Source organism: Paenibacillus zeirhizosphaerae, from assembly GCF_030705605.1.
Classification (GTDB): domain Bacteria; phylum Bacillota; class Bacilli; order Paenibacillales; family Paenibacillaceae; genus Paenibacillus; species Paenibacillus zeirhizosphaerae.
In genome coordinates, this window is sequence record NZ_JAPCKK010000031.1 from 271236 (window position 1) to 293482 (window position 22247).

The 22247-nt window shown below is 47.4% G+C and carries 17 protein-coding genes, 6 pseudogenes and 4 CRISPR repeat arrays; of the genes and pseudogenes, 10 read left to right on the top strand and 13 right to left on the bottom strand.

What is annotated here, in order from left to right; genetic code table 11:
* Positions 1-49 precede the first annotated feature (49 nt).
* Positions 50-496, bottom strand: coding sequence for a pyridoxamine 5'-phosphate oxidase family protein (locus tag OIN60_RS20420; RefSeq protein WP_370872576.1), 447 nt, complete (start codon positions 494-496; stop codon positions 50-52).
* Between the two features lie 194 nt (positions 497-690).
* Between OIN60_RS20420 and OIN60_RS20425 the strand changes: the two genes are divergently transcribed.
* The gene (locus tag OIN60_RS20425; RefSeq protein ID WP_305756710.1) at positions 691-951 is read left to right on the top strand and encodes an aspartyl-phosphate phosphatase Spo0E family protein; all 261 of its coding nucleotides are present in this window, start codon (positions 691-693) and stop codon (positions 949-951) included.
* A gap of 996 nt (positions 952-1947) precedes the next feature.
* Here the strand turns inward: OIN60_RS20425 and cas2 (OIN60_RS20430) are convergent.
* Together cas2 (OIN60_RS20430) and OIN60_RS20435 are read right to left on the bottom strand one after the other, a co-directional pair.
* Positions 1948-2076, bottom strand: a pseudogene (gene cas2, locus OIN60_RS20430) (CRISPR-associated endonuclease Cas2); the annotation flags it as partial.
* A 548-nt stretch (positions 2077-2624) separates the two neighbouring features.
* Positions 2625-2753, bottom strand: coding sequence for a hypothetical protein (locus OIN60_RS20435; RefSeq protein WP_305756711.1), 129 nt, complete (start codon positions 2751-2753; stop codon positions 2625-2627).
* 246 nt (positions 2754-2999) lie between these two features.
* On the opposite strand from OIN60_RS20435, the gene OIN60_RS20440 reads away from it, so the two are divergent.
* Positions 3000-3584: a hypothetical protein gene (locus tag OIN60_RS20440; protein WP_305756712.1), complete on the top strand. Its 585-nt coding sequence runs from the start codon at positions 3000-3002 to the stop codon at positions 3582-3584.
* A gap of 866 nt (positions 3585-4450) precedes the next feature.
* Here the strand turns inward: OIN60_RS20440 and cas2 (OIN60_RS20445) are convergent.
* The 8 genes and pseudogenes from cas2 (OIN60_RS20445) to cas2 (OIN60_RS20475) form a co-directional block, all read right to left on the bottom strand.
* Positions 4451-4594, bottom strand: a pseudogene (gene cas2 / locus OIN60_RS20445) (CRISPR-associated endonuclease Cas2); the annotation flags it as partial.
* Positions 4595-5017: 423 nt separating this feature from the next.
* Positions 5018-5119 (bottom strand): annotated as a pseudogene (locus OIN60_RS20450) (CRISPR-associated endonuclease Cas2); the annotation flags it as partial.
* A 313-nt stretch (positions 5120-5432) separates the two neighbouring features.
* A CRISPR array of direct repeats spans positions 5433-5736; the repeat unit is 33 nt.
* Positions 5737-5968: 232 nt separating this feature from the next.
* Positions 5969-6093, bottom strand: a pseudogene (cas2, locus tag OIN60_RS22705) (CRISPR-associated endonuclease Cas2); the annotation flags it as partial.
* A 210-nt stretch (positions 6094-6303) separates the two neighbouring features.
* Entirely contained in the window at positions 6304-6765 is a 462-nt protein-coding gene (locus OIN60_RS20455; protein WP_305756713.1) for a DUF6843 domain-containing protein, read from the bottom strand.
* 1229 nt (positions 6766-7994) lie between these two features.
* A CRISPR array of direct repeats spans positions 7995-8434; the repeat unit is 33 nt.
* A 224-nt stretch (positions 8435-8658) separates the two neighbouring features.
* Positions 8659-8784: pseudogene (gene cas2, locus OIN60_RS20460) on the bottom strand (CRISPR-associated endonuclease Cas2); the annotation flags it as partial.
* A 553-nt stretch (positions 8785-9337) separates the two neighbouring features.
* Positions 9338-9508, bottom strand: coding sequence for a CRISPR-associated endonuclease Cas2 (cas2, locus tag OIN60_RS20465; RefSeq protein WP_305756769.1), 171 nt, complete (start codon positions 9506-9508; stop codon positions 9338-9340).
* Between the two features lie 360 nt (positions 9509-9868).
* A CRISPR array of direct repeats spans positions 9869-10169; the repeat unit is 33 nt; unit sequence ATTTCAATCCACACGCCCCTCGTGGAGCGTGAC.
* Between the two features lie 200 nt (positions 10170-10369).
* Positions 10370-10522: pseudogene (gene cas2, locus OIN60_RS20470) on the bottom strand (CRISPR-associated endonuclease Cas2).
* Positions 10523-11377: 855 nt separating this feature from the next.
* Complete coding sequence (gene cas2 / locus OIN60_RS20475) at positions 11378-11515, bottom strand: CRISPR-associated endonuclease Cas2 (protein WP_305756714.1); 138 nt, start codon at positions 11513-11515, stop codon at positions 11378-11380.
* Between the two features lie 201 nt (positions 11516-11716).
* Positions 11717-12428: a CRISPR direct-repeat array (repeat unit 33 nt; unit sequence ATTTCAATCCACACGCCCCATAAGGAGCGTGAC).
* A gap of 1082 nt (positions 12429-13510) precedes the next feature.
* Between cas2 (OIN60_RS20475) and OIN60_RS20480 the strand changes: the two genes are divergently transcribed.
* From OIN60_RS20480 to OIN60_RS20515, 8 genes are all read left to right on the top strand, one after another.
* Entirely contained in the window at positions 13511-14914 is a 1404-nt protein-coding gene (locus OIN60_RS20480) for an alpha-helical endospore appendage domain-containing protein (protein ID WP_442417850.1), read from the top strand.
* A 42-nt stretch (positions 14915-14956) separates the two neighbouring features.
* Positions 14957-16516: a recombinase family protein gene (locus OIN60_RS20485; protein ID WP_305756715.1), complete on the top strand. Its 1560-nt coding sequence runs from the start codon at positions 14957-14959 to the stop codon at positions 16514-16516.
* 362 nt (positions 16517-16878) lie between these two features.
* On the top strand, positions 16879-17301 hold the full coding sequence (locus OIN60_RS20490; protein ID WP_305756716.1) for a hypothetical protein: 423 nt from the start codon (positions 16879-16881) through the stop codon (positions 17299-17301).
* 320 nt (positions 17302-17621) lie between these two features.
* Positions 17622-18221 carry a hypothetical protein gene (locus OIN60_RS20495; RefSeq protein WP_305756717.1) on the top strand — a complete coding sequence of 200 codons (600 nt, stop codon included), beginning with the start codon at positions 17622-17624 and terminating at the stop codon, positions 18219-18221.
* Between the two features lie 290 nt (positions 18222-18511).
* Positions 18512-19054, top strand: coding sequence for a hypothetical protein (locus OIN60_RS20500; protein WP_305756718.1), 543 nt, complete (start codon positions 18512-18514; stop codon positions 19052-19054).
* 119 nt (positions 19055-19173) lie between these two features.
* Positions 19174-19752: a hypothetical protein gene (locus OIN60_RS20505; protein ID WP_305756719.1), complete on the top strand. Its 579-nt coding sequence runs from the start codon at positions 19174-19176 to the stop codon at positions 19750-19752.
* Positions 19673-20215 carry a hypothetical protein gene (locus OIN60_RS20510; RefSeq protein ID WP_305756720.1) on the top strand — a complete coding sequence of 181 codons (543 nt, stop codon included), beginning with the start codon at positions 19673-19675 and terminating at the stop codon, positions 20213-20215. The genes OIN60_RS20505 and OIN60_RS20510 overlap by 80 nt, the downstream gene beginning before the upstream one ends.
* A 270-nt stretch (positions 20216-20485) precedes the next feature.
* On the top strand, positions 20486-20920 hold the full coding sequence (locus tag OIN60_RS20515) for a hypothetical protein (RefSeq protein ID WP_305756721.1): 435 nt from the start codon (positions 20486-20488) through the stop codon (positions 20918-20920).
* A gap of 294 nt (positions 20921-21214) precedes the next feature.
* Here the strand turns inward: OIN60_RS20515 and OIN60_RS20520 are convergent, their stop codons facing one another.
* Positions 21215-21520: a DUF6809 family protein gene (locus OIN60_RS20520; RefSeq protein ID WP_305756722.1), complete on the bottom strand. Its 306-nt coding sequence runs from the start codon at positions 21518-21520 to the stop codon at positions 21215-21217.
* Positions 21521-21658: 138 nt separating this feature from the next.
* Positions 21659-21838 carry a ribbon-helix-helix protein, CopG family gene (locus OIN60_RS20525; protein ID WP_305756723.1) on the bottom strand — a complete coding sequence of 60 codons (180 nt, stop codon included), beginning with the start codon at positions 21836-21838 and terminating at the stop codon, positions 21659-21661.
* Positions 21839-22247: the final 409 nt, after the last annotated feature.

Below are 22247 nucleotides of genomic sequence, written 5' to 3' on the forward strand. Positions count from 1 at the left end.
ACGGTGTATATACGAACTTTCCCTGCTTCATAACCGCTCATGGACATGTTTAACGCATTAGCTCATCTAGCGTCCTCTCCCACCGCTCCAGCACCTCGGCAGGATTGTTCAAACGAATCGTAACGCCCGTCAAAATATCGGCATACTTCGCTGTATCTGTTCTGGACGCAGCAACAGACGCCGCAAAGCGAGTGCGCGGGTACTCCGCATCCGGCAGCTCGGGCAGCTCTTCTAGCAGCAGCCTTAGATAATGCGCCTTGCCTCCGGCAAAAGCGGCCAACGTCGCTTTACCCGTCCTAATCATATTGCCTGTCGTCGTTGTGCCGGGCCAAAGTGCCAATCGCAGGCACCGCCTGTCCAAAGCCACGATCTCTCCCGCACTGATCATCGCGATATGCGGCCAAAGATCCTCCGTAACGGTAAGCAGCATCATCGCGTCCCCTTGCTTGCATTCCAATCTGCTTCCGTCAAGCAGCCAGAACAGCTCCTCGCTCATTTGTACTTCTTCCACGGGCTGACCTCCCCTTTTTACTGGCATTGTTTTTATAAAAATACGATAATGGATTTATATGAATTGTCCAAGGTTAGGCAACTTCTGTTATCATATATAATGAGATATACTTAAATCTTTTTTTCCTAAATAAAGGCATAAGCACCTAAACTAAGTATTATATGAAAGGAGGGATAACTGTGCCGGAACATGAGAACTTGAGTCGGAGAATTGAAGAATCCAGACAGCAGCTCTACGCATTGGAGCAAGAATACGGATTAACTCATGCCTCTGTTCTCAAGCAATCGATGGTTTTGGACGAGCTAATCAACGAATACAACCGGAAATTTTATGCGCGAACCAAAAGCCGTTTTACGGGAAGCAGCCAGTTCTTGCGCGAGGAACTTTTGCCGGGTCACTCGTATTTGTACTGCAGCCCTTTCGCCGTTACTTTAAGTTGATCGTAGATCTGCCGTCTGTTCAAAACCATACGACTTGGGGAGAACTTCGAGAATATGTATAATCCTTCAAAAAACACATTGGCTTCTGCCGTCTCTTACTTCTGAAAGAGTTACAGACAGAAGCCAATACATTTATATCCTCTTCTTTTCCCTCTCTTATTTCATGACCAAAGTCAACTCTCTGTGAATCCTCGATTTTACTTTCTCAATATGTAACGCTCTCGCCTTTATAATTCTTCGTCTCAATAACAAATAACCCCTTGGAGTGATTACAACGTGATCGACCTGGGAATAACCGGAGTGGGCTTTGGGGCTGCCGGGTATTTCGAATCACATGCTCTATGAGGAGCGTGACTCCTTGTTCCCGTTGCGAAATGATCGGCCCCTCGCGATTTCAATCCACACGCTCCATAAGGAGCATGACTACAACGCCTTGTCCAAATATTTTGTCAGCCATGCGATTTCAATCCACACGCTCCATGAGGAACGTGACGATGACCACTTCTGTCCAAGCCCGGGATTTCGGATTTCAATCCACACGCTCCATGAGGAACGTGACTTGGATGGCATGAAATATCTCAAGGCACAACAATATATATTTCAATCCACACGCTCCATGAGGAACGTGACGTCCAATCCAATTTGGCAAGTGGACCACTTAATGATGATTTCAATCCACACGCTCCATGAGGAACGTGACAGAACAACCATGAGTAACCCAAACCCAAACAAACAATTTCAATCCACACGCTCCATGAGGAACGTGACAGCGAAAATATAGTGGATTCATCCTCTTTCGGCATGAATCTCCTACAAATCCTTGTAAATCAATGCTATAAAAGTTTCAATTCACAGTTGACTTTTCAGCTTCCAGCTTATAAAGGGATGCTTTCGACAAAATTCGAGGTGCGAATGTCCCAGGGATTTCATGTGCGCTTCACATTCGCACCTCAGAGAATGCGTGGGCTTTCCATATCATATTGACTCTTTGGCACGGATACATTCAAACACCGAGTTTTGCACACGTTGACCGCGGTCTACACACTTCTTCGCTACTTTATTAGTCCGTCGGTGCCTGCCTTCTTTATACACTGTACTGACATCATACGTAATCAGAACCAGCAACACAACCTGCTTCCACAAAAAATGGCGGATATTCATCATGATCCCCACGGATATGTCGGGCCAGCAGCAAGCGAGTAAGTCGAACAAATGAATGCTCCTCATAACGAGGGAATTCTCGCCTCGTGGAGCGTGACGTACAAGGAGACAGCATGATCGGGGACCACATTACCATTTCAATCCACACGCTCCATAAGGAGCGCGACAGCGGAAATGTAGTGGATTCATCCTCTTTGGGCATGAATCTCCTACAAATCCTTGTAAAACAACATACATCCGCGACAAGCATATAATGGTTATGGGAGCAGTCATCAACCTTAAAAAGCCACCGATGTTGGCGCTTATACCTGGCATCGGTGATTTCGAAATAAGTATTATGAATATATTTCGTGATTATGCTATAATGTAGTCATCAGTAAGGCTACAAATGGGTAAAATAAAAAAATAGCCACGATGCTCTAACATCGCAGCTATTCCAGACAAAGGCCGATGGGCAACCACGGCGAGATTCTCAATACAACTTCGAAAAATCACCGGAGCAGGGTCCCAACCTATTCCCGGTGGTTTTTCTTGTCTCGCACGATTTTCCAGGCACCCCACAAGGTCATTACACCTACGGCAATGCTGATCAGCTTATCGCTGATTTCCAGGAAGCTCTGTACTATTCCAAGAAGTGACACGGCGTCACCCCCTCTCGGGTTGGCTTCGCCGCGTCTTCCCACCGGTTACTTTGTCTCTACTATTGTACCATTTTTGGGTAACTTTTCGAACTGAATCTTTCACTTTCAAGGCAGTGGCCATCATTCGGACTAAAACTCTTGCAAACTGTAGACTTGGGTACATGGAAGTCGCTAACACTGCTGAAGTAGTTGTGAAAAGAACTTATAATTCAGGTCATTGGACGACATTTGCAGGGGGAGAAAAATTTGAAATTTTGGTCTAAATCAATAATGATCTTTAGCATAATCATAGCCGTCACAGCATGTTCCAACGGGAAAAATACCGATTCGGAAAACAATCATTCTGAAACAAATAATAGTCAAAATGAAGGGGCAGAGGAGGAATTTTTAACAGGGGTACATTTTCCGGACACTAATGATTTTTTGGTCCACAAATTCGATATCACTTATGACTCGGCGACTAACACAATAAATTATGATGTAGTCTATAGTTTTGGAGAATTACCAAAAAAGTATTTATTACAGGGAGAGCATTCGTATTATCTATATTTAGACATCCCGCAAGATTACGCTAAGTTTTTCACTGCCGAATTAACAACGCCTGTTAAAGGAGAGAGCCTAATTAATGGAGATGATAGTTATCGTACCGCTAGGTATCAGACAAATATAAAGGCCCCTTTAAAGGGGCAATTAACAAACGATATTATTAATTCAATAGTACAGCATCCCCAAGGTTACTCTATAACTGTATTTGAAAAACCAGATTATCCTGCCAAGCGAATCGTTGGAGTTTATGAATTCGTTGATTTTTTGCCTCCAAATTTAAAATAAATGGAAATGTAAAAGTTTGTAACTACAGCCCCGCGCTGCCGATAGGCAGCGTTTTTTTTCGTTTCCGGCAAACCAGACTGCTGATTACAGGCATACCTTATTTCAATCCACACGCTCCATAAGGAGCGTGACTTTGATATGACCTTTTCCACGAGTCTCGGCATATTTCAATCCACATGCTCCACGAGGAGCGTGACTCGCAATTCCGCCACCATCTGAGCCGGGCGACATCATTTCAATCCACACGCTCCATAAGGAGCATGACTTAACACCATCGTGGATTACCGGCAGAAGGCAGGCAAATTTCAATCCACACGCCCCTCGCGGAGCGTGACCAAATACTTCGCTTGATTAATTTCAATCCACACGCTCCGTAAGGAGCATGACGTTTAGCCTTGCGGGAACGTGTTCGTGATCTGGAGATTTCAATCCACACGCTCCATAAGGAACGTGACGATTGAGTGGATTCCTTAATCCCCTTTAACTGAATTTCAATCCACACGCCCCATAAGGAGCGTGACGATGGCCGACATCTGCTGCAAGTAGATAAAGTCGTATTTCAATCCACACGCCCCATAAGGAGCGTGACCCATTCCACAATTGCCTTGGCTACACCTAGAACCTATTTCAATCCACACGCCCCATAAGGAGCGTGACAGCGAAAATGTAGTGGATTCATCCACTTTGGGCATGAATCTCCTACAAATCCTTGTAAAACAATGCTAGAAAAGTTTTAATTCTCAGTTGACTTTTTAACTTCCAGCTTGAAAATGGATACTTTCGACAAAATCCGAGGTGCGAATGTCCCAGAGATTTCATGTGCGCTTCACATTCGCACCTCAGAGAATTCGTGGGCTTTCCATATCATAGGACTCTTTCGCACGGATACATTCAAACACCGAGTGTTGCACACGTTGACCGTGGTCTACACATTTCTTCACTGCTTTAGTCCGACGGCGCCTGCCTTCTTTATACACTGTACTGATATCATACGTAATCAGAACCAGCAGCACAACACCCACTCCTCGCGGAGCGTAACCTGGGTTTTTAAAGACGCACTCGTTGAATATGGCGGAACTTCAATCCACACGCCACACGCTCCACAAGGAGCGTGACTTTAAAAAAACATAATGAGGTGATTGATTTGGGAGATTTCAATCCACACGCTCCACAAGGAGCATGACTCCGCGCTGCCCACTTCCGTATTGTCTCCCACCGATTTCAATCCACACGCTCTACAAGGAGCGTGACAGCGAAAATGTAGCGGATTCATCCTCTTTAGGCATGAATCTCCTACAAATCCTTGTAAAACAATGCTAGAAAAGTTTCAATTCTCAGTTGACTTTTCAACTTTCAGCTTAAAAAAGGGGTCTTTCGACAAAATCTGAGGTGCGAATGTCCCAGGGATTTCATGTGCGCTTCACATTCGCACCTCAGAGAATCCGTGGGCTTCCCATATCATAGGACTCTTTCGCACGGATACATTCAATCACCGAGTTTTGTACACGTTGACCGTGCTCTACACATTTCTTCGCTACTTTAGTCCATAGGCACCTTCCTTATTTTTCCACTTTACTATCATCATACGTAATCAGAATCAGCAACACAACATCTACTTCCACAAAAAGGGCGGATATTCATCGTGATCCCCAACGGATATGTCGGGCCAGCAGCAACAAGTGAGCAAATCGAACAAATGAATGCTCCTCATGACGAGGGAATTCTCGCCTCGTGGAGCGTGACTTGGACAACTGCAGCAAGCTTGCCGGGCTACTGATTTCAATCCACACGCTCCATTAAGGAGCATGACCTGAAAGAAGTGGTCGCAATTCTTCGCGCCATACGTGAATTTCAATCCACACGCCCCTCGTGGAGCGTGACATATAATCGATCTTGATAGAGAGTCTGGAGGGTTTATTTCAATCCACACGCTCCATGAGAAGCGTGACCGGCAACGGGCTGAGGCTGCATATATGACCTTAAAATTTCAATCCACACGCTCCATAAGGAGCGTGACATTCAGATTTCCACCGGACCAAAATAAGTTTTGTGATTTCAATCCACACGCTCCATAAGGAGCGTGACGCAGCATCGGCCCTGTTCTTATACTACGCTGTCAATTTCAATCCACACGCTCCATAAGGAGCGTGACTGACAGCGAAAATGTAGGAGATTCATCCCCTTTAGGCATGAATCTCCTACAAATCCTTGTAAAACAATGCTAGAAAAGTTTTAATTCTCAGTTGGCTTTTCAACTTCTAGCTTGAAAAAGGGTTCTTTCGACAACATTCGAGGTGCGAATGTCCCAGGGATTTCATGTGCGCTTCACATTCGCACCTCAAAGAATACGCGGGCTTTCCATATTATATTGACTCTTTCGCCCGGATACATTCAAACACCGAGTTTTGCACACGTTGACCGTGATCTACACTTTTCTTCGCTACTTTATCCGACGGTGCCTTCCTTCTTGTTCCACTGTACTGTCATCATACGTAATCAGAACCAGCAGCACAACACCTGCTTCCACAAAATGGCGGATATTCATCGTGATCCCCACGGATATGTCGGCCAGCAGCAGCAAGCGGACCGAACAAATGAAAGCTCCTCATGACGAGGGAATTCTCGCCTCGTGGAGCGTGACATGGACTAGACCCCAGTGTTAACCACATGTATCGATTTCAATCCACACGCTCCACGAGGATCATGACGAATGAACATTTCAAGGTGTTGGTGCATTTTCCCATTGTTCTTCCGTCCCCACAAAAAAGTTTAGTTTCTCAGGGGATTTTTCTTCTGAATCATCAGCTCCGCTTCTTCCACCTGATGAAGTCCCCAATCCATGAATCCATGTTTTGTTTGTTGGAAACTCGGTCAGGCTTCCATCCGTTTCAACATAATAAAGAACGATTGTACCAGTAGTATTTTTGCTTGAAGTCATTATTTTTCCGGATTCAGGGACTTCGTAAACAATGGTACGCTCTCCTTCTTTTTTCAAAGCCGGAGCACCAGGCTGTTCAAATGTAACTTCAATCCATCCTGTAAATCCCTTTGGCAATAAAAATTTATGAGTAGGGTAATCCGTTTTGCTAAAATAATAAGCGCTTCCTGCCACAATGCAAGCAGTCACTACTAGCACGGCAGCCAGAACCAATAATAAATTGCCATGCGTCATTTTCCGCATAACTGAATCTCCTTTCATGAACACCCCATTCTCTGCTGGACCCAGAACCTTACGAATGGTTTTCGCCGTCTTTACCGAGCTTCATGTAAGTAGGGTGGTATTCCTTTTGGCATGTCGGAGTCGTCCTGTCAGGGTAACTTCCAGATGTCTTCTTATAAATTCAGGTAAAAGACCAACAGGCTATTAAGTGTTAAGGAACATGGGGCTATAACGAACATTGAACGTGAAGAGACCACAATCGATATGAAGAACCATACAACCAGTACCAGATACATAACTGAAAAATTCGAATTTAATTCAAATGGTGAGGTTGTGGAATGGGATGGAATTAGTCCTCGTTCTTGGACGGCATAAGCCGTCTTCTTTGTTTTCGTTCGGAGGTGGACACGTATTGAGGTTATCAATATATCGGTTTGTCGCATAGGAGATGAGCGCGTCAGCGGCTACCTTACGAGGATGCCGCTCCGCTTCATCGAAGTGGCCCCAATCGACTTGGGGCTGTTGGCCAGGAGGGGTCTCGAAAAACTTCCCATTCTTGATCATTGTCTCTCTCCCCCATACGGAAAAGTGTCTGCCGATTATGGGGAATTTTCAAGTGCCGTTATTGGGGATTTTACCACTGCTGTTCACAATGAGGAGCGTGACGCCAAAGACGGCCAGAAGCTTTCCAAGTCTGTTCAATTTCAATCCACACGCTCCATAAGGAGCGTGACCTCCCGGCTCCGTGCGGGGTGTCAAGCGCGGCACAGATTTCAATCCACACGCCCCATAAGGAGCGTGACTTTTTGCACTAAATGAGTCGATAAAGACACCGGTATTTCAATCCACACGCCACACGTCCACGAGGAGCGCGACCTAAACGCACGCAAGATGCTGGACTTGATTTCCATTTAAATCCATATGCTCCTCGTGGAACGCGACGGGTACCGGGAGATTACGCTTCCGGAAGGGCATACGTGATTTCAATCCACACGCTCCATAAGAAGCGTGACCCGAATCTAAAGCTGAGGTTCAGCGTCTGACTCAAATTTCAATCCACACGCTCCTCGTGGAGCGTGACGTGGCGCACTTGCTGCAAAATCTACCTATTCATATTTCAATCCACACGCTCCATAAGGAGCGCGACGTATCGCACTTTCCAAGCTCTATGTCCTTCCACAGCATTTCAATCCACATGCTCCATAAGGAGCATGACCGGCGAATGTATTTGATAACCAGGAGTTGGTCCGATTTCAATCCACACGCTCCATAAGGAGCATGACCTTCAGGCCAGCTAAAATGCCGACCACTTTTAGCAATTTCAATCCACACGCTCCATAAGGAGCATGACCGCGTTGAAAGCAGAAAATATGAATATCAAGCTTGATTTCAATCCACACGCTCCACAAGGAGCATGACACAACGAAGGCATACAAGGTTAGCCCGGAGCTATTTCAATCCACACGCTCCATAAGGAGCATGACTTGTCGATTCGCTTGGTTCCGATAATCCTAGCTTATTTCAATCCACACGCTCCATAAGGAGCATGACGTTATCACCCCGGGCACTGACCTTTACAAGCTGTGGATTTCAATCCACACGCTCCATAAGGAGCATGACCAACGACCAAAAGCCATACCACTTATGGCGCTATCGATTTCAATCCACACGCTCCATAAGGAGCATGACAGCGAAAATGTAGTGGATTCATCCACTTCGGGCATGAATCCACTACAAATCCTTGTTAAACAATGCTATAAAAGTTTTAATTCTCAGTTGACTTTTCAACTTCTAGCTTAAAAAAGGGTTCTTTCGACAAAATCCGAGGTGCGAATGTCCCTGGGATTTCATGTGCGCTTCACATTCGCACCTCAGAGAATTCGTGGGCTTTCCATATCATAGGACTCTTGCACGGATACATTCAAACACCGAGTTTTGTACACGTTGACCGTGGTCTACACATTTCTTCGCTGCTTTAGTCCGACGGCGCCTGCCTTCTTTATACACTGTACTGATATCATACGTAATCAGAACCAGCAGCACAACACCCACTCCTCGCGGAGCGTAACCTGGGTTTTAAAGACGCACTCGTTGAATATGGCGGAACTTCAATTCACACGCCCCTCGTGGAACGCGACGGGTACCGGGAGATTACGCTTCCGGAAGGACATACGTGATTTCAATCCACACGCTCCTCGTGGAGCGTGACTGTATCCACCGTTGGATGCGCTCCTTATGCTCCGATTTCAATCCACACGCTCCACAAGGAGCATGACCGCCTGCCATATGTAGTCCATCGGGTTTTCTCTATTTCAATCCACACGCTCCATAAGGAACGTGACCGAATTATGGGGACAGATTAAGGACATGTTGGAAGAATTTCAATCCACACGCTCCATAAGGAACGTGACAGCGAAAATATAGTGGATTCATCCTCTTTGAGCATGAATCTCCTACACATCCTTCTAAAACAATGCTATAAAAGTTTCAATTCTCAGTTGACTTTTCAACTTCCAGCTTATAAAGGGATGCTTTCGACAAAGTTCGAGGTGCGAATATCCCAGGAATTTCATGTGCGCTTCACATTCGCACCTCAGAGAATTCGTGGGCTTTCCATATCACAGGACTCTTTGGCCCGGATACATTCAAACACCAAGTTTTGCACACGTTGACCGTGGTCTACACATTTATTGGCTACTTTAGTCCGACGGTGCCTGCCTTCTTTTTCCACTGTACTGACATCATACGTAATCAAAATCAGCAACACAACACCTACTTCCACAAAAATAGCAGATATTCACCGAGTTTCCCACGGATATGTCGGGCCAGCAGCAAGCGAGTAAATCGAACAAATGAAAGATCCTCATAACGAGGGAATTCTCGCTTTGCGCCGTCAAACAACCCTTTGAGTAACACAAAGACAATCCGTGCGGAGAATAACGGACCGTAGACGGCATTTTTGGTTGTGCCATATCACGTTGGAATGTTGAAGTGGTGCTTGGGGTACTCACCGCTTGAAACGATGGATTCAACTTCTTCGCCTGTAGGGATCGTCTGAAGAATCGGCAAAATCATGTTAGACTTTTTCTACCATACGCTCCATAAGGAGTGTGACATTAACTCCTAGTTGATCCACACGCCCCTCGTGGAGCATGACCGAACGGAGAGATTTACATTTTACTCGCGTGTTTTGATTTCAATCCACACGCCCCTCGTGGAGCGTGACTGGTGAGACGTCCGTTTGTGACGGTCAGAATCATGATTTCAATCCACACGCCCCTCGTGGAGCGTGACGGAGGACTTTATTCATGGCATTGACACTAGTCATTTCAATCCACACGCCCCTCGTGGAGCGTGACTCCCGCCCACGCTGCATGATGTTCTGCCAGTTAATTTCAATCCACACGCCCCTCGTGGAGCGTGACAGCGAAAATATAGTGGATTCATCCTCTTTCGGCATGAATCTCCTACAAATCCTTGTTAAACAATGCTATAAAAGTTTTAATTCACAGTTGACTTTTCAACTTCCAGCTTATAAAGGGATGATTTCGACAAAATCCGAGGTGCGAATGTCCCAGGGATTTCATGTGCGCTTCACATTCGCACCTCAGAGAATGAGTGGACTTTACATATCATGTGCCTCTTTGGCCCGGATACATTCAAACACCGAGTTTTGCACACGTTGACCGTGGTCTACACATTTCTTCGCTACTTTAGTCAGATGGTTACTTCCTTATTTTTTCATTTTACTGACATCATACGTAATCAGAACCAGCAACACAACCTGCTTCCACAAAAATAGCAGGTATTCATCGTGATCCCCACGATATGTCGGGCCAGCAGCAGCAAGCGAGCAAATCGAACAAATGAATGCTCTCATGACGAGGGAATTCTCGCCTCGTGGAGCGTGACCAGAAGAAAGAGGCTTGAAAGTGGATCTCGCAGAAATTTCAATCCACACGCTCCATGAGGAGCATGACTTGAACCAGTGGTACGGTCCGACGGGGTTACAGTTATTTCAATCCACACGCTCCACCAGGAGCGTGACTACCTTACGAGTATCTGACGAAAGCTGAGTATGTAATTTCAATCCACACGCCCCTCGTGAGCGTGACGGGATATATACATCCCCCATCCCACCAAAAGGAATTTCAATCCACACGCTCCTCGTGGAACGTGACCAATATATGCTAACTTTTTGCTTTTATCTCCGAATGATTTCAGTCCACACGCTCCATGAGGAGCGTGACGAGAGCAGTAAAGTTAATAGACCGCGTTGCCCTGGTATTTCAATCCACACACTCCATAAGGAGCATGACTTGCAAGATGATTTTGTCCGGCGCGCATACGGATATTTCAATCCACACGCTCCATAAGGAGCATGACGCTATTCTCCAAAAAGTGCTGCAAACGAGGGAATTTCAATCCACACGCCCCTCGTGGAGCGTGACAGCGAAAATATAGTGGATTCATCCTCTTTCGGCATGAATCTCCTACAAATCCTTGTTAAACAATGCTATAAAAGTTTTAATTCACAGTTGACTTTTCAACTTCCAGCTTATAAAGGGATGATTTCGACAAAATCCGAGGTGCGAATGTCCCAGGGATTTCATGTGCGCTTCACATTCGCACCTCAGAGAATTCGTGGGCTTTCCATATCATAGGACTCTCTCGCACGGATACATTCAAACACCGAGTTTTGTACACGTTGACCGCGGCCTACACACTTCTTCGCTACTTTAGTCCATCGGCGTCTACCTTCTTTTTCCACTGTGCTGACATCCTACGTAATCAGAACAAGCAACACAACATCTACTTCCACAAAAAGGGCGGATATTCATCGTGATCTCCAACGGATATGTCGGGCCAGCAGCAGCAAGCAAATCGAACAAATGAAAGCTCCTCATGACGAAGGAATTCTCGCCTCGTGGAGCGTAACTTGGACAACTGCAGCAGGCTTGCCGGGCTACTGATTTCAATCCACACGCCCCATAAGGAGCGTGACCCTACCATCAGTACAGCAACCGTATCACGCGCAGTATTTCAATCCACACGCTCCATGAAGAGCGTGACCATCCTCACTTTCCCCCGTTTTCCACTCATAGGTATTTCAATCCACACGCTCCATGAGGAACGTGACCAGAGAGCGCCACCTGAGCGCCGCCCGTGAGGTTATTTCAATCCACACGCCCCATAAGGGGCGTGACGGTCCTCATGTTATTTTTCGGATAGTAGAGTGTTTTAATTTCAATCCACACGCTCCATAAGGAGCGCGACCAGACTAGCAACTCCTATTTCAATCGTAGATAATATTATTTCAATCCACACGCTCCATAAGGAGCGTGACGAAAAGCTGTACAGGACATGATTGATCATGGATACATTTCAATCCACACGCCCCATAAGGAGCGTGACTCTGCTTCCTCTTTATTTCTTCTTTCTTTTAATCATTTCAATCCACACGCCCCATAAGGAGCGTGACGGCGATGACGGTGACACTGAACCTGATCCGGATATTTCAATCCACACGCCCCATAAGGAGCGTGACATATCCCTATGGATCAGTTCCACGAGTATGAGCTGCTATTTCAATCCACACGCCCCATAAGGAGCGTGACGGTTTCCATATGCCGCCCAGTTGAGAGCCCGCGATTTCAATCCACACGCCCCATAAGGAGCGTGACAGCGAAAATGTAGGAGATTCATCCCCTTTGGGCATGAATCTCCTACAAATCCTTATAAATCAATGCTAGAAAAGTTTCAATTCTCAGTTGACTTTCCATATGACCGCGCCCTACAAATTTCTTCGCTGCTTTAATCCGACGATGCCTGCCTTCTTTTTCCACCGTACTGTCATCATACGTAATCAGAACCAGCAACACAACACCTACTTCCACAAAAATAGCAGATATTCACCGAGGTCCCCACGGATAGTCGGGCCGGTAGCAGCAGCCAGCGAGCAAAGCGAACAGATGAAAGCTCCTCATGACGAGGGAATTCTCGCTTTGCGCCGCCAAGCAACCCTTGGAGTAACTCAAAGACCATCCATGCGGAGAATAACGGACCGTAGACGGCATTGCCGGTTGTACCCTATCACGTTGGAATGTTGAAGTGGTGCTTGGGGCACTCTCGACTCTAATCCTTCGAGCAACTTCCATCATGAGATCCGCAGGTATCTGTATTTTTTTCATTTTTGTGCATTCAGGGGATACATTGGATTCCGTGCATCAGCTTCTTTAGGCTTCGACGCATTACGGCTCCCTCCAAACTTCACATACCACTTGCCATTTCAATTCACGCTCCTGTATAAGGAGGGACTTATCACTATAAATTTTGCATTCAATGCAGAATTCATAATGGGATTTCAATTCACGCTTCTATATAAGGTGCGACTGCTACTTCCCCTGGTATTAAGGATTTAAACCGTTAGAAATTTAATTTCCAATACACTGCACACTGCTAATGTGAGTATGGTTAAGCTCGCTTAGCTTCTAGAATCCTGGCCGCTTGTAACCCCCTCTGAAGGAAATCCTGGTTATTCTGTCTTAGGTGTAATTAAAAAAACATATAATATCTATGCAGCGGCCACGGATGGAATGACATGCATACTATAGATATACATGATGTATTCTACCAATTCACTTTACATAAACCTCATTAATTACCTATTTATTCTAATTATTCAACAATAAAGGCGACTGCCCTAACACTACACATCCTAATATGGCATAGGTTAGACTAATCCAACCGAAAGGAGAGATTATTCTTGTCTCAATCTAATTTGCCGAATATTACACCAACAATCACGATTACAAGAGACGACGCCATTTCCTTAATAATAGCCTCGATCGCACTGGAGGAATTGGGACTCAGTCATATTTTGAACGCAGAGGGCGAGAAGCTTCAATATGTACTGGGGACCCTGCCTGGTGTAACGGCACCGGTCGCATCCATAAGTGATTTGCTGGCCGTGAATGAAAGTGTTCGGAAAACTCTTGCAGAAACGATCAACAAAGACTGGGTTCTCAGCAACAAGCTGGAAAGGGTTTTGGATGCAGATAACCTTGTGGGTCCAACTGGCCCAGCGGGTCCAACCGGCCCATCCGGAGGGGCACCAGGTCCAACCGGTCCAACCGGACCTAGTGGATCAGCGGGTGCAGCGGGAGCAACAGGTGCCACGGGCGCAGGTGTTACCGGTCCAACTGGCCCTAGTGGAGCATCAGGTGCATCAGGTGCAACTGGTCCAACTGGCCCTAGCGGGGCAGCAGGCGCAGCAGGTGCTACAGGTGCCACGGGCGCAGGTGCCACTGGAGCGACAGGTGCAACTGGCCCTAGTGGGGCATCAGGCGCAGCAGGTGCGACAGGTGCCACGGGCGCAGGTGCCACTGGAGCGACAGGGGCAACTGGTCCTAGTGGAGCATCAGGCGCAGCAGGTGCCACTGGAGCAAGCGGTGCGACGGGCGCAACAGGCGCAACGGGTGCCACCGGAGCTACGGGTGCCACCGGCCCGACAGGCCCAACAGGTCAAACTGGAGCAACCGGAGCAACTGGGGCAACTGGAGCTACGGGTCCAACCGGTCCAACGGGTCAAACTGGAGCGACGGGCGCTACGGGTCCAACTGGCCCAACGGGTGAAACCGGAGCAACTGGAGCGACGGGAGCGACGGGTGCCACTGGAGCGACGGGTCCAACTGGCCCAACAGGTCAAACTGGAGCGACGGGCGCAACCGGAGCAACAGGCGCTACTGGTGCCACTGGAGCAACAGGTCCAACTGGCCCAACAGGTCAAACCGGAGCAACGGGCGCTACTGGAGCAACTGGAGCAACTGGAGCGACGGGTCCAACTGGCCCAACGGGTCCAACTGGAGCAACTGGCGCTACTGGGGCAACGGGCGCTACTGGAGCGACGGGTGCAACAGGTCCAACGGGTCCAACTGGAGCTACAGGCGCTACTGGGGCAACGGGCGCTACGGGCGCAACTGGAGCAACTGGAGCAACTGGAGCGACGGGTCCAACTGGAGCAACTGGTGCCACTGGTGCCACTGGAGCTACGGGCGCTACCGGAGCAACAGGCGCAACTGGAGCGACGGGTCCAACGGGTGAAACTGGAGCAACTGGTGCCACTGGAGCGACGGGCGCCACTGGGGCGACAGGAGCGACTGGTTCATAATCATCTTTTTATTGGCAGTAAACAAGGAGGCGAACATCACTTATGAAGGATGCAACTTCCATTCTTTTCGGAGCAACCTACCTGCGGATTTCACGAGATAAAGGCGAGAATGAGGATACCTTGCAGAATCATCGCGAAATGATGGCCGCATTTTGTCAACAGAATGGTTTTACATACGATATTTACGAAGAAATTGTAAGCGGAGGGAAATACGAGCTTGAGGACAGACCCCAGTTGCAGCGATTGCTGGAGAACATCGAGAAATACCAAGCGATTTTTACGGTATCTCTGGATCGTCTCTCACGAAACGGGCTGGTGTCCCAACAAATCAAGCAGCTGTGCATGGATCACGAAATCAAGATCATCACCCCTTCACAGACCTTCGACCTGTCCAATTCGCAGGAAGACCGCGTGCTGTATGATGTAAGCTCCATATTTGCCACACTGGAATATGAGATGATCGGCCGCAGGAACCAGTACAATAAGAGACAGCGTGCCCAGCGCGGGGAATACGTCAGCGGGAAGCCTGCCTATGGCTACAGAAGAAACCCCACCACCCATAAATTGGAGATCCATGAACCGGAAGCAGAGATTGTGCGTTACATCTTCAAGCTTCACATCGAAGGCCTGGGCACCCGGAAGATCGCCGACATGCTCAACAGTAAAGGATATAGACCTCCGCGTTGTGATACGTTCCTGCCTTCCACCGTGAAGAGAATCATCACCAATCCGGTCTACAAGGGGAGCCTCGTCTTTCAGAACCGCAAGCGCATCAAGGAGAACGGCAAATATACGTTCAAGGTGCTGGATACGATCACCACCGACCATGCCCACCCTGCCATTATTCCCCCGGACCAATGGGATCAAGTTCATCAGGAACGCACCGAGCGTGGTGCAAAAGCCATTGGGCTGCGCGAGAAAGCTACCGTCAAGGCAGGCACAACGATGCTGAAGGACCTGCTCTTCTGCGGGGTATGCGGAAGGAAATTGACCATAAAAAAAGAAAGAAATGGTGCGTATACGATCAAGCGCTGCGACTATGTATCGCTTGACCGTGAAGAGAAGTGCGAGAATCACGGCATACGGTTAAGGTTCGTGGAAGAAGAAATTCTAAGGAAGCTGCAGGCCTACCGGCGACAGCTACAGCAGGAGCTGCAGCATATGCAGCAGCAAAATACGCGCAATACACACGCTGAGCTGCAGCAGCGCCTGATTCACGTGAAGGATCAGATGGAAGAAAACAAGAAGCGGCGGGCCGATCTTCTGGACCTTGCCCTGACAGGGACTTTCCCGCGCGATAGGTTAAAGATCAGGAAGGAAAGACTGGTGGAACAGGAGCATGCCTTGCAGGAAATGAAGGAAGCAGTTCTGCAGGAGATGCAGGCGCTTGAAGCCTCTTCCGGGATGGAACAGATGAAATGCATCCTGGCTCTGCTCGATCAATTCGAGTTTCAGACGGCTGAAGAACAGAACATGACCTTGAAGCAGTTTATCCGGCGGATTCATTACACCAGGCTGTTGCCCGACGACATCAAAGTCTTGTCTACCCGATCCCGTGAACGCCAGGAATATCCGTTCGGTTATACGATGGAGTATCTGTGATACCCATGACCGTCCCGGTCACAGGCGATTGGACCGCGAGTCCATCTGCGGAGACGTTCTTCCCACTAATAAGGGACTCCGCAAAAGGAATCCCTTCTTTTCTAATTGAATTTAGCAACGGATGTATTCGACATTCGTCGCGGCTGCGATTCCAATGAATACAAGCTCAGATCAGTGCAGTGAAATCCATGAAATAGCCGCCCGTAGCAAGCGTGCAATGGGGTGGCAGAAGCTTTTCCTTACGGCTGCAAATAATGCATACACGCACCTTTTATGGGTTATTTGTAAAAATTACAGGTGGAATATGAATTGACGTCTCCACAGGCGCAACGGGTGCAACAGGGGCCACTGGAGCAACCGGGATGACAGGGGTGACTGGCCCTACTGGACCGACGGTGACGCAGAATAATATGTTCGCAGCTCACAATACCGTAGAAACGCTCGCGCCTAATGCCGTCATTGACATGCTTTTTTATCAGCAGAATGGGACTGCTATCACCCAAGGTCCCAATGGGAGTATCACTTTAGCTCCCAATCAGCAATATTATGTGGACTATAGAGCGAACGCCACTGGGCCGGGGACCGCAGGCGCTGGTCTATACCTTAATGGGGTTTTTATCCAAAACACGAACTCTCAAGCTGTAAGTAATAACAACCAGGTGACTTTATCAGGAAACACGATTATTAGAACTGCTGGATCATCAACTGACTTAGATTTAAGAAGTCTTTCTTCAGGGAATACTATTTATGGTAACTCGACTATAAGTGTCATTAAACTGGCTTAATCTGCTAGAACGCCCGGCCGCCCTTCAGACATTCACAGGCCATGAAGGGCGGCGTCTTCCATTCATCCGATCATTCGAACCGCATATGCAGCAGCAAGATACGCGCAATACATACGCTGAGCTGCGGCAGCGCCTGATTCACATGAAGGATCAGATGGATGAAAGCAAGAAGCGGCGAGCCGATCCCGTGAACGCCAGGAATATCCGTTCAGTTATACGCTGGAGTACCTGTGACACCGATGACCGTGCCGGTCACAGGCGATTGGAACGCGAGTCCATCTGCGGAGACGTTCTTCACACTAATAAGGGACCTTTTCAAGTTGTTAGTAAAAATTACAGGTGGGATAAGAATTGACGTCTCAACAGGCGCAACGGGTGCAACAGGGGCCACGGGTCCAACTGGGCCAGCCCTAAATATTATGGCGGAGATTCAAGGAGCCGGCAGTCAGACCATTCCAGCAAATACTTCGCAATTTATAGATTTTACGGGCAATACAAAAGTAGGGGATGGTTCTATACTGGTGAATGGTACAGATATTATTGTTCCGGAAACCGGAACATACATGGTGTGTTATGCCATTTCTGGAGGTATGAATAGCTCTAGCCCAACTGCTGGGATAAGTGTATCTGTAAATTTGAGACAACGAAATGTGAGTGGAACATTCAATCAAGTGGTGTTAGGCAGCTTTATAGCTTCAAATTTTGTGGGGAGTACGACTGCCCTAACTAATGACGATGGTTTAACGAATTGTTCTCTGGTATGCGTAGCAGATACTGGCGGCGGTGCTTTAAATAACATCATACGATTACAAACATCGGTTGATGCGGTTACTGGAGGAGCTACAGCTTGGATTGTTGAAGGAGTTCAAACGAGTATAACTGTAACGAAATATTCGGACGATATATGTAGCCCGTATTAAACCGAACTCGAAATAGAACGGATTGGCTAACGACCTGGGATAGCCAATCCGTACCCTTTCCTTCAGACGGGTGCTTCTGAATCGTCGCCCTGATCCTCTGATTTGCTAAAGGATATGGGATGAATATGTTTTAGCTTCTAAAACCCTGACCACCCTTCAGTCATGAATACGGGCCTGAAGGGTGGTCATCCATGTTTCGGAACGGCAGTCAACCTGATACCCCAACGCAAATACCCCCGTGCTGCGAGCCGTGCCCATCTTCCCCAGAAGCATGCAAGGCAAACTGTGTATTGAAACATTTAACCATTTTATTTGTAAAAATTACACGTGGAATAAGAATTGTTGTCTCTACAGGCGCAACTGGGGCTACTGGTGCAACAGGCATGACGGGCATGACGGGTGCTACGGGTGCTACGGGACCAACGGTTGGGCAAAATTTCGTGAGAAGAAATTTGGATGCAAACCAAGGTGCCGGACCTGGTCAAGCAATCACCATTGGTCCAGTGATTGAAATAGGCGGCACGGCTATAACGAATCCGAGTTTTCAAACGATCCATCTGGCACCGAATCAAATTTATCAAGCTAGTTATGCTGTTTCGGCCACCCCAAATCCTAGTAGTGGTGGTCATATTTCTGTAGGTTTCCTGGGAGTTGCTGGCTCAAGTACGGTTGTTGATAATGTTGCAATCGGTGAATACGCCTCTTTAACGAATACAGTTGTTTTTAGTAGTAATTCAGTGCCGGGTGGCAATCTGCAACTGGTAAATAATTCTCTAGGAACCGGACTTACAGGAATTCGGAATGTCCAAGTAAGTGTGGTGAAAGTGGCTTAACCTGGCCTGAGTATAATCGATCAAGCTACCTATCGGCATGATTTTTCGGTAGGTAGTCTTCATAACGTCTGTTGCCTTGAATGCTTCGAATATGGATTTAAAGTTAAGGGGTGAGTACATTGGCGGACATCGAACCGATTCTTAACAACGACACGCCCCAGCAGGCGTACCCGAAGATCAACCGCAATTTTGATCGGTTAAATCAAGAGATTGCTGGAATCAAAGGCAGCATGGTGATCGCAAGTTATTATGGCGTAGATGCCAGTATTGGAACGAACGATGCCATGCCCCTGCTCAATGATTTGTTTGCGACAGCCAAAAGCCAGGGCAAAAAATACGTGTACTTCGACGTGCCTCATACGTATCAGGTCAGTGGTGATTTGACCGGCGCGAGGGATTTGATTTTGCTCGGGGATGGAGCCAGGATCAAGAGCAGCAACCTGAATAACTACTACATTCAAATCTGCAACAACCTCCAGGTGTACACTGGAAAATACAATACGATGGTCTACGATGACGACATGTTCGATACGGTCTGGCAAGCGATCCAGTACACCAAGGTCGTGAACGTCTGTCTATGGGGAGACAGCATCAGCACCGGGGGCGGTCTGGATTGTCTTGGCATCAAACTACATCATCGATGTGAACAAGGTTTCGAATCTGAAGCGGGTCGGGAAGGATTTTGTATTAGAATTTGAAGTGCGGTTCGGACAAAATCTTCCCGCCAGCAATGAAAGCCTGTGGCTCGCTTATCATTTAATCAGCGGTTTCGAGGATCAAGGGAGTGTTGCCCTCTTTCATCCCAAAAATCCGTCTGGGGCGGCTGTTCCTCTTGGAGCCCATACCGCAGCTAATGGTATCGCTATCACGCACGAGTTTGGGTCGCCTAATATTGTCCTGGCAGCGAATCAAACGTATCAGGCCACGTTTTCGGGCACAGTCAGAGTGGCTAATGGCGGAGCGATTATAAATTTCAAACTGAACGGTTCGCAAATCGGTTTCCCGAGCAGCTTTTCCGGCCACACGAATGGTTCAAACCTAAGTTTCAGCAATACCGTGATTTTTAGTACCACCCGCGAAAGTGTATTGACCATTAACAACATCAATGTAGTTGCACAAACATTTGGAACACTGAATATAAGCGTGGTTAGGCTGGCTTAATTCTAAAGAAACAACGCCAATCAATAACGGATGTATTCAACATTCGTCGCGGCAGCGATTCCAATGAGTACAAGCTCAGATCAGTGCAGTGAAATCCATGAAATAGCCGCCCGTGGCGAGCGTACAATGGGGTGGGAAAAACCTTACTTACGGCTGTAAATAACGTATACACGCACCTTTTATGGGTTGTTTGTAAAAATTACAGGTGGAATAAGAAAGTGTGTCTCGACAGGTTTAACGGGAGCGACTGGAGCTACGGGTGCAACAGGCGTGACGGGCCCTACAGCCCCAGCCGTTGGGGCAAACAATCTTAAAACGGTTAATGGCCCAGCACAAAGAACTCAAGGTAACGCCATTCTTAACCTGGGTCCAACACCCAATATACAAAATGGTACGGCCATTACGTATGATGGATCAATGAATATTAGCCTAGCACCGAATCAGATCTATCAGGCTAGTTACAGTGCTGTTGCTGAAGTTGGAGGTGCACTACCAAGTGCAGTAGGAGTAGGTTTCCAAGGAGTTGCTGGTAGTCAGCTTAATGTCGCTATCGATCCGGGTGTAAACAATCGACAATTTGTAAGTAATACAGTACTGGTGGATAGCAGCGTAAACCCTACCTTAAGGCTGTTTGGCGGCACCACTTTAGGAGGTGGTATGGCGACATTTTCGAATGTACAAGTAAGTGTGGTTAAAGTGCAATAAAGCAATTATAGATGAAGTTGGTCTAATCTTAAGGCAGGGTAAGTGATAAGCAGTCCAATCGGCTACCCTTCGGACGTGTAATCCGTCTTGAAGGGGAGTCTAAACATAAACCAAGGTTTCATTTGACTGGGTGGTATACACAAAATATACAAAATGGCACTGCCATTCCACCGCGTCACCCTTCAGGAATGCTCAACCATCTGAAAAGCAAGCAAGCCTACAACAGGTTCTTTCCGTGTTGTAGGCTTGGCTTGTCCTGATCATGCGGGGAGAGAGCGTAGATTCAGATCATCATCATAACAAGCCCGAAGCTGCCTTCTGAAGCCATTCTTCGCGATTGCCCGAGACTTCGATCATCAAGTTGACTCCGAGCCTGAACCCATGTTGAAAAGCAGCTTCAACCTGCATGCTATTTACGCTGTCACACAGGTCAAAATATTCCTCAAGCTTACGAAATGCTTCTTCGCCCAATCGGTTTCGCCATTGTTCTGTCTGCGCCACGACTTGTTGGCTTAAGTGCTGATACTCTGGATGTGATGGTACGATGGTCTCATGGGGATGAAGTTGCCCGCGGTATAGGGCTTCCAGAATTGTTTTCATAGTCATTCTCCCATCCATATTATCGCATCGCTTGAATGAGATTCCTGCACATGGTAGGATATTTATGCAGTCTGCTTGTTCAAGCGATTGCGGAGCAGGAAGTAGCGGGTTCTTCACAGGGCTCACGCTGCTTCCTTTTTATTTCTGGAGCTCGTCATACACCTTCTCAATCCCTCTACGCACGATACCCGAACGTGTCGTATTCAGCTTCTTAGCAGAAGCATCGAGCTTGCTCATAATCTCCCGATCAACACGTATCTCAATCTTTTCGCTTTTGGGATTGTCAGATGGAGGACGCCCCATCTTCTTGGACGACATGGCTTCACCCCGCTTTTTGTCATGACAATAATATATAGTTATCATGACAAAAAGTCAATCGATTCGTTTGGCCCTTCCCTATTTTTCTCGGCAGGAGGAGTTTCATCTGCTCTATAAGCTTAGAGACAATCAGCATGTCTCATGCAGAAGTTTCGACACAGGTGATGCGCAGTGAATTTGGCAACGGATGTATTCGACACTCTCCGCAGCTGCGATTCCAATGAATACAAGCTCAGATCAGTGCAGTGAAATCCATGAACCAGCCGCCCGTGGCGAGCGTACAATGGGGTGGCAGAAGCTCTTATTGACGGCTGCAAATAACGGATAGACACACCTTTTATAGGTTATCAGTAAAAATTACAGGTGGAATAAGAAAGTGTGACTCGACAGGTTTAACGGGCTCAACGGG

Bases quoted from the DNA above. Each gene is read 5' to 3' on its own strand.
- OIN60_RS20420 (WP_370872576.1), bottom strand. From the start codon at position 496: ATGAGCGAGGAGCTGTTCTGGCTGCTTGACGGAAGCAGATTGGAATGC.
- OIN60_RS20455 (WP_305756713.1), bottom strand. From the start codon at position 6,765: ATGCGGAAAATGACGCATGGCAATTTATTATTGGTTCTGGCTGCCGTG.
- OIN60_RS20485 (WP_305756715.1), top strand. From the start codon at position 14,957: ATGAAGGATGCAACTTCCATTCTTTTCGGAGCAACCTACCTGCGGATT.
- OIN60_RS20490 (WP_305756716.1), top strand. From the start codon at position 16,879: ATGACAGGGGTGACTGGCCCTACTGGACCGACGGTGACGCAGAATAAT.
- OIN60_RS20520 (WP_305756722.1), bottom strand. From the start codon at position 21,520: ATGAAAACAATTCTGGAAGCCCTATACCGCGGGCAACTTCATCCCCAT.
- OIN60_RS20525 (WP_305756723.1), bottom strand. From the start codon at position 21,838: ATGTCGTCCAAGAAGATGGGGCGTCCTCCATCTGACAATCCCAAAAGC.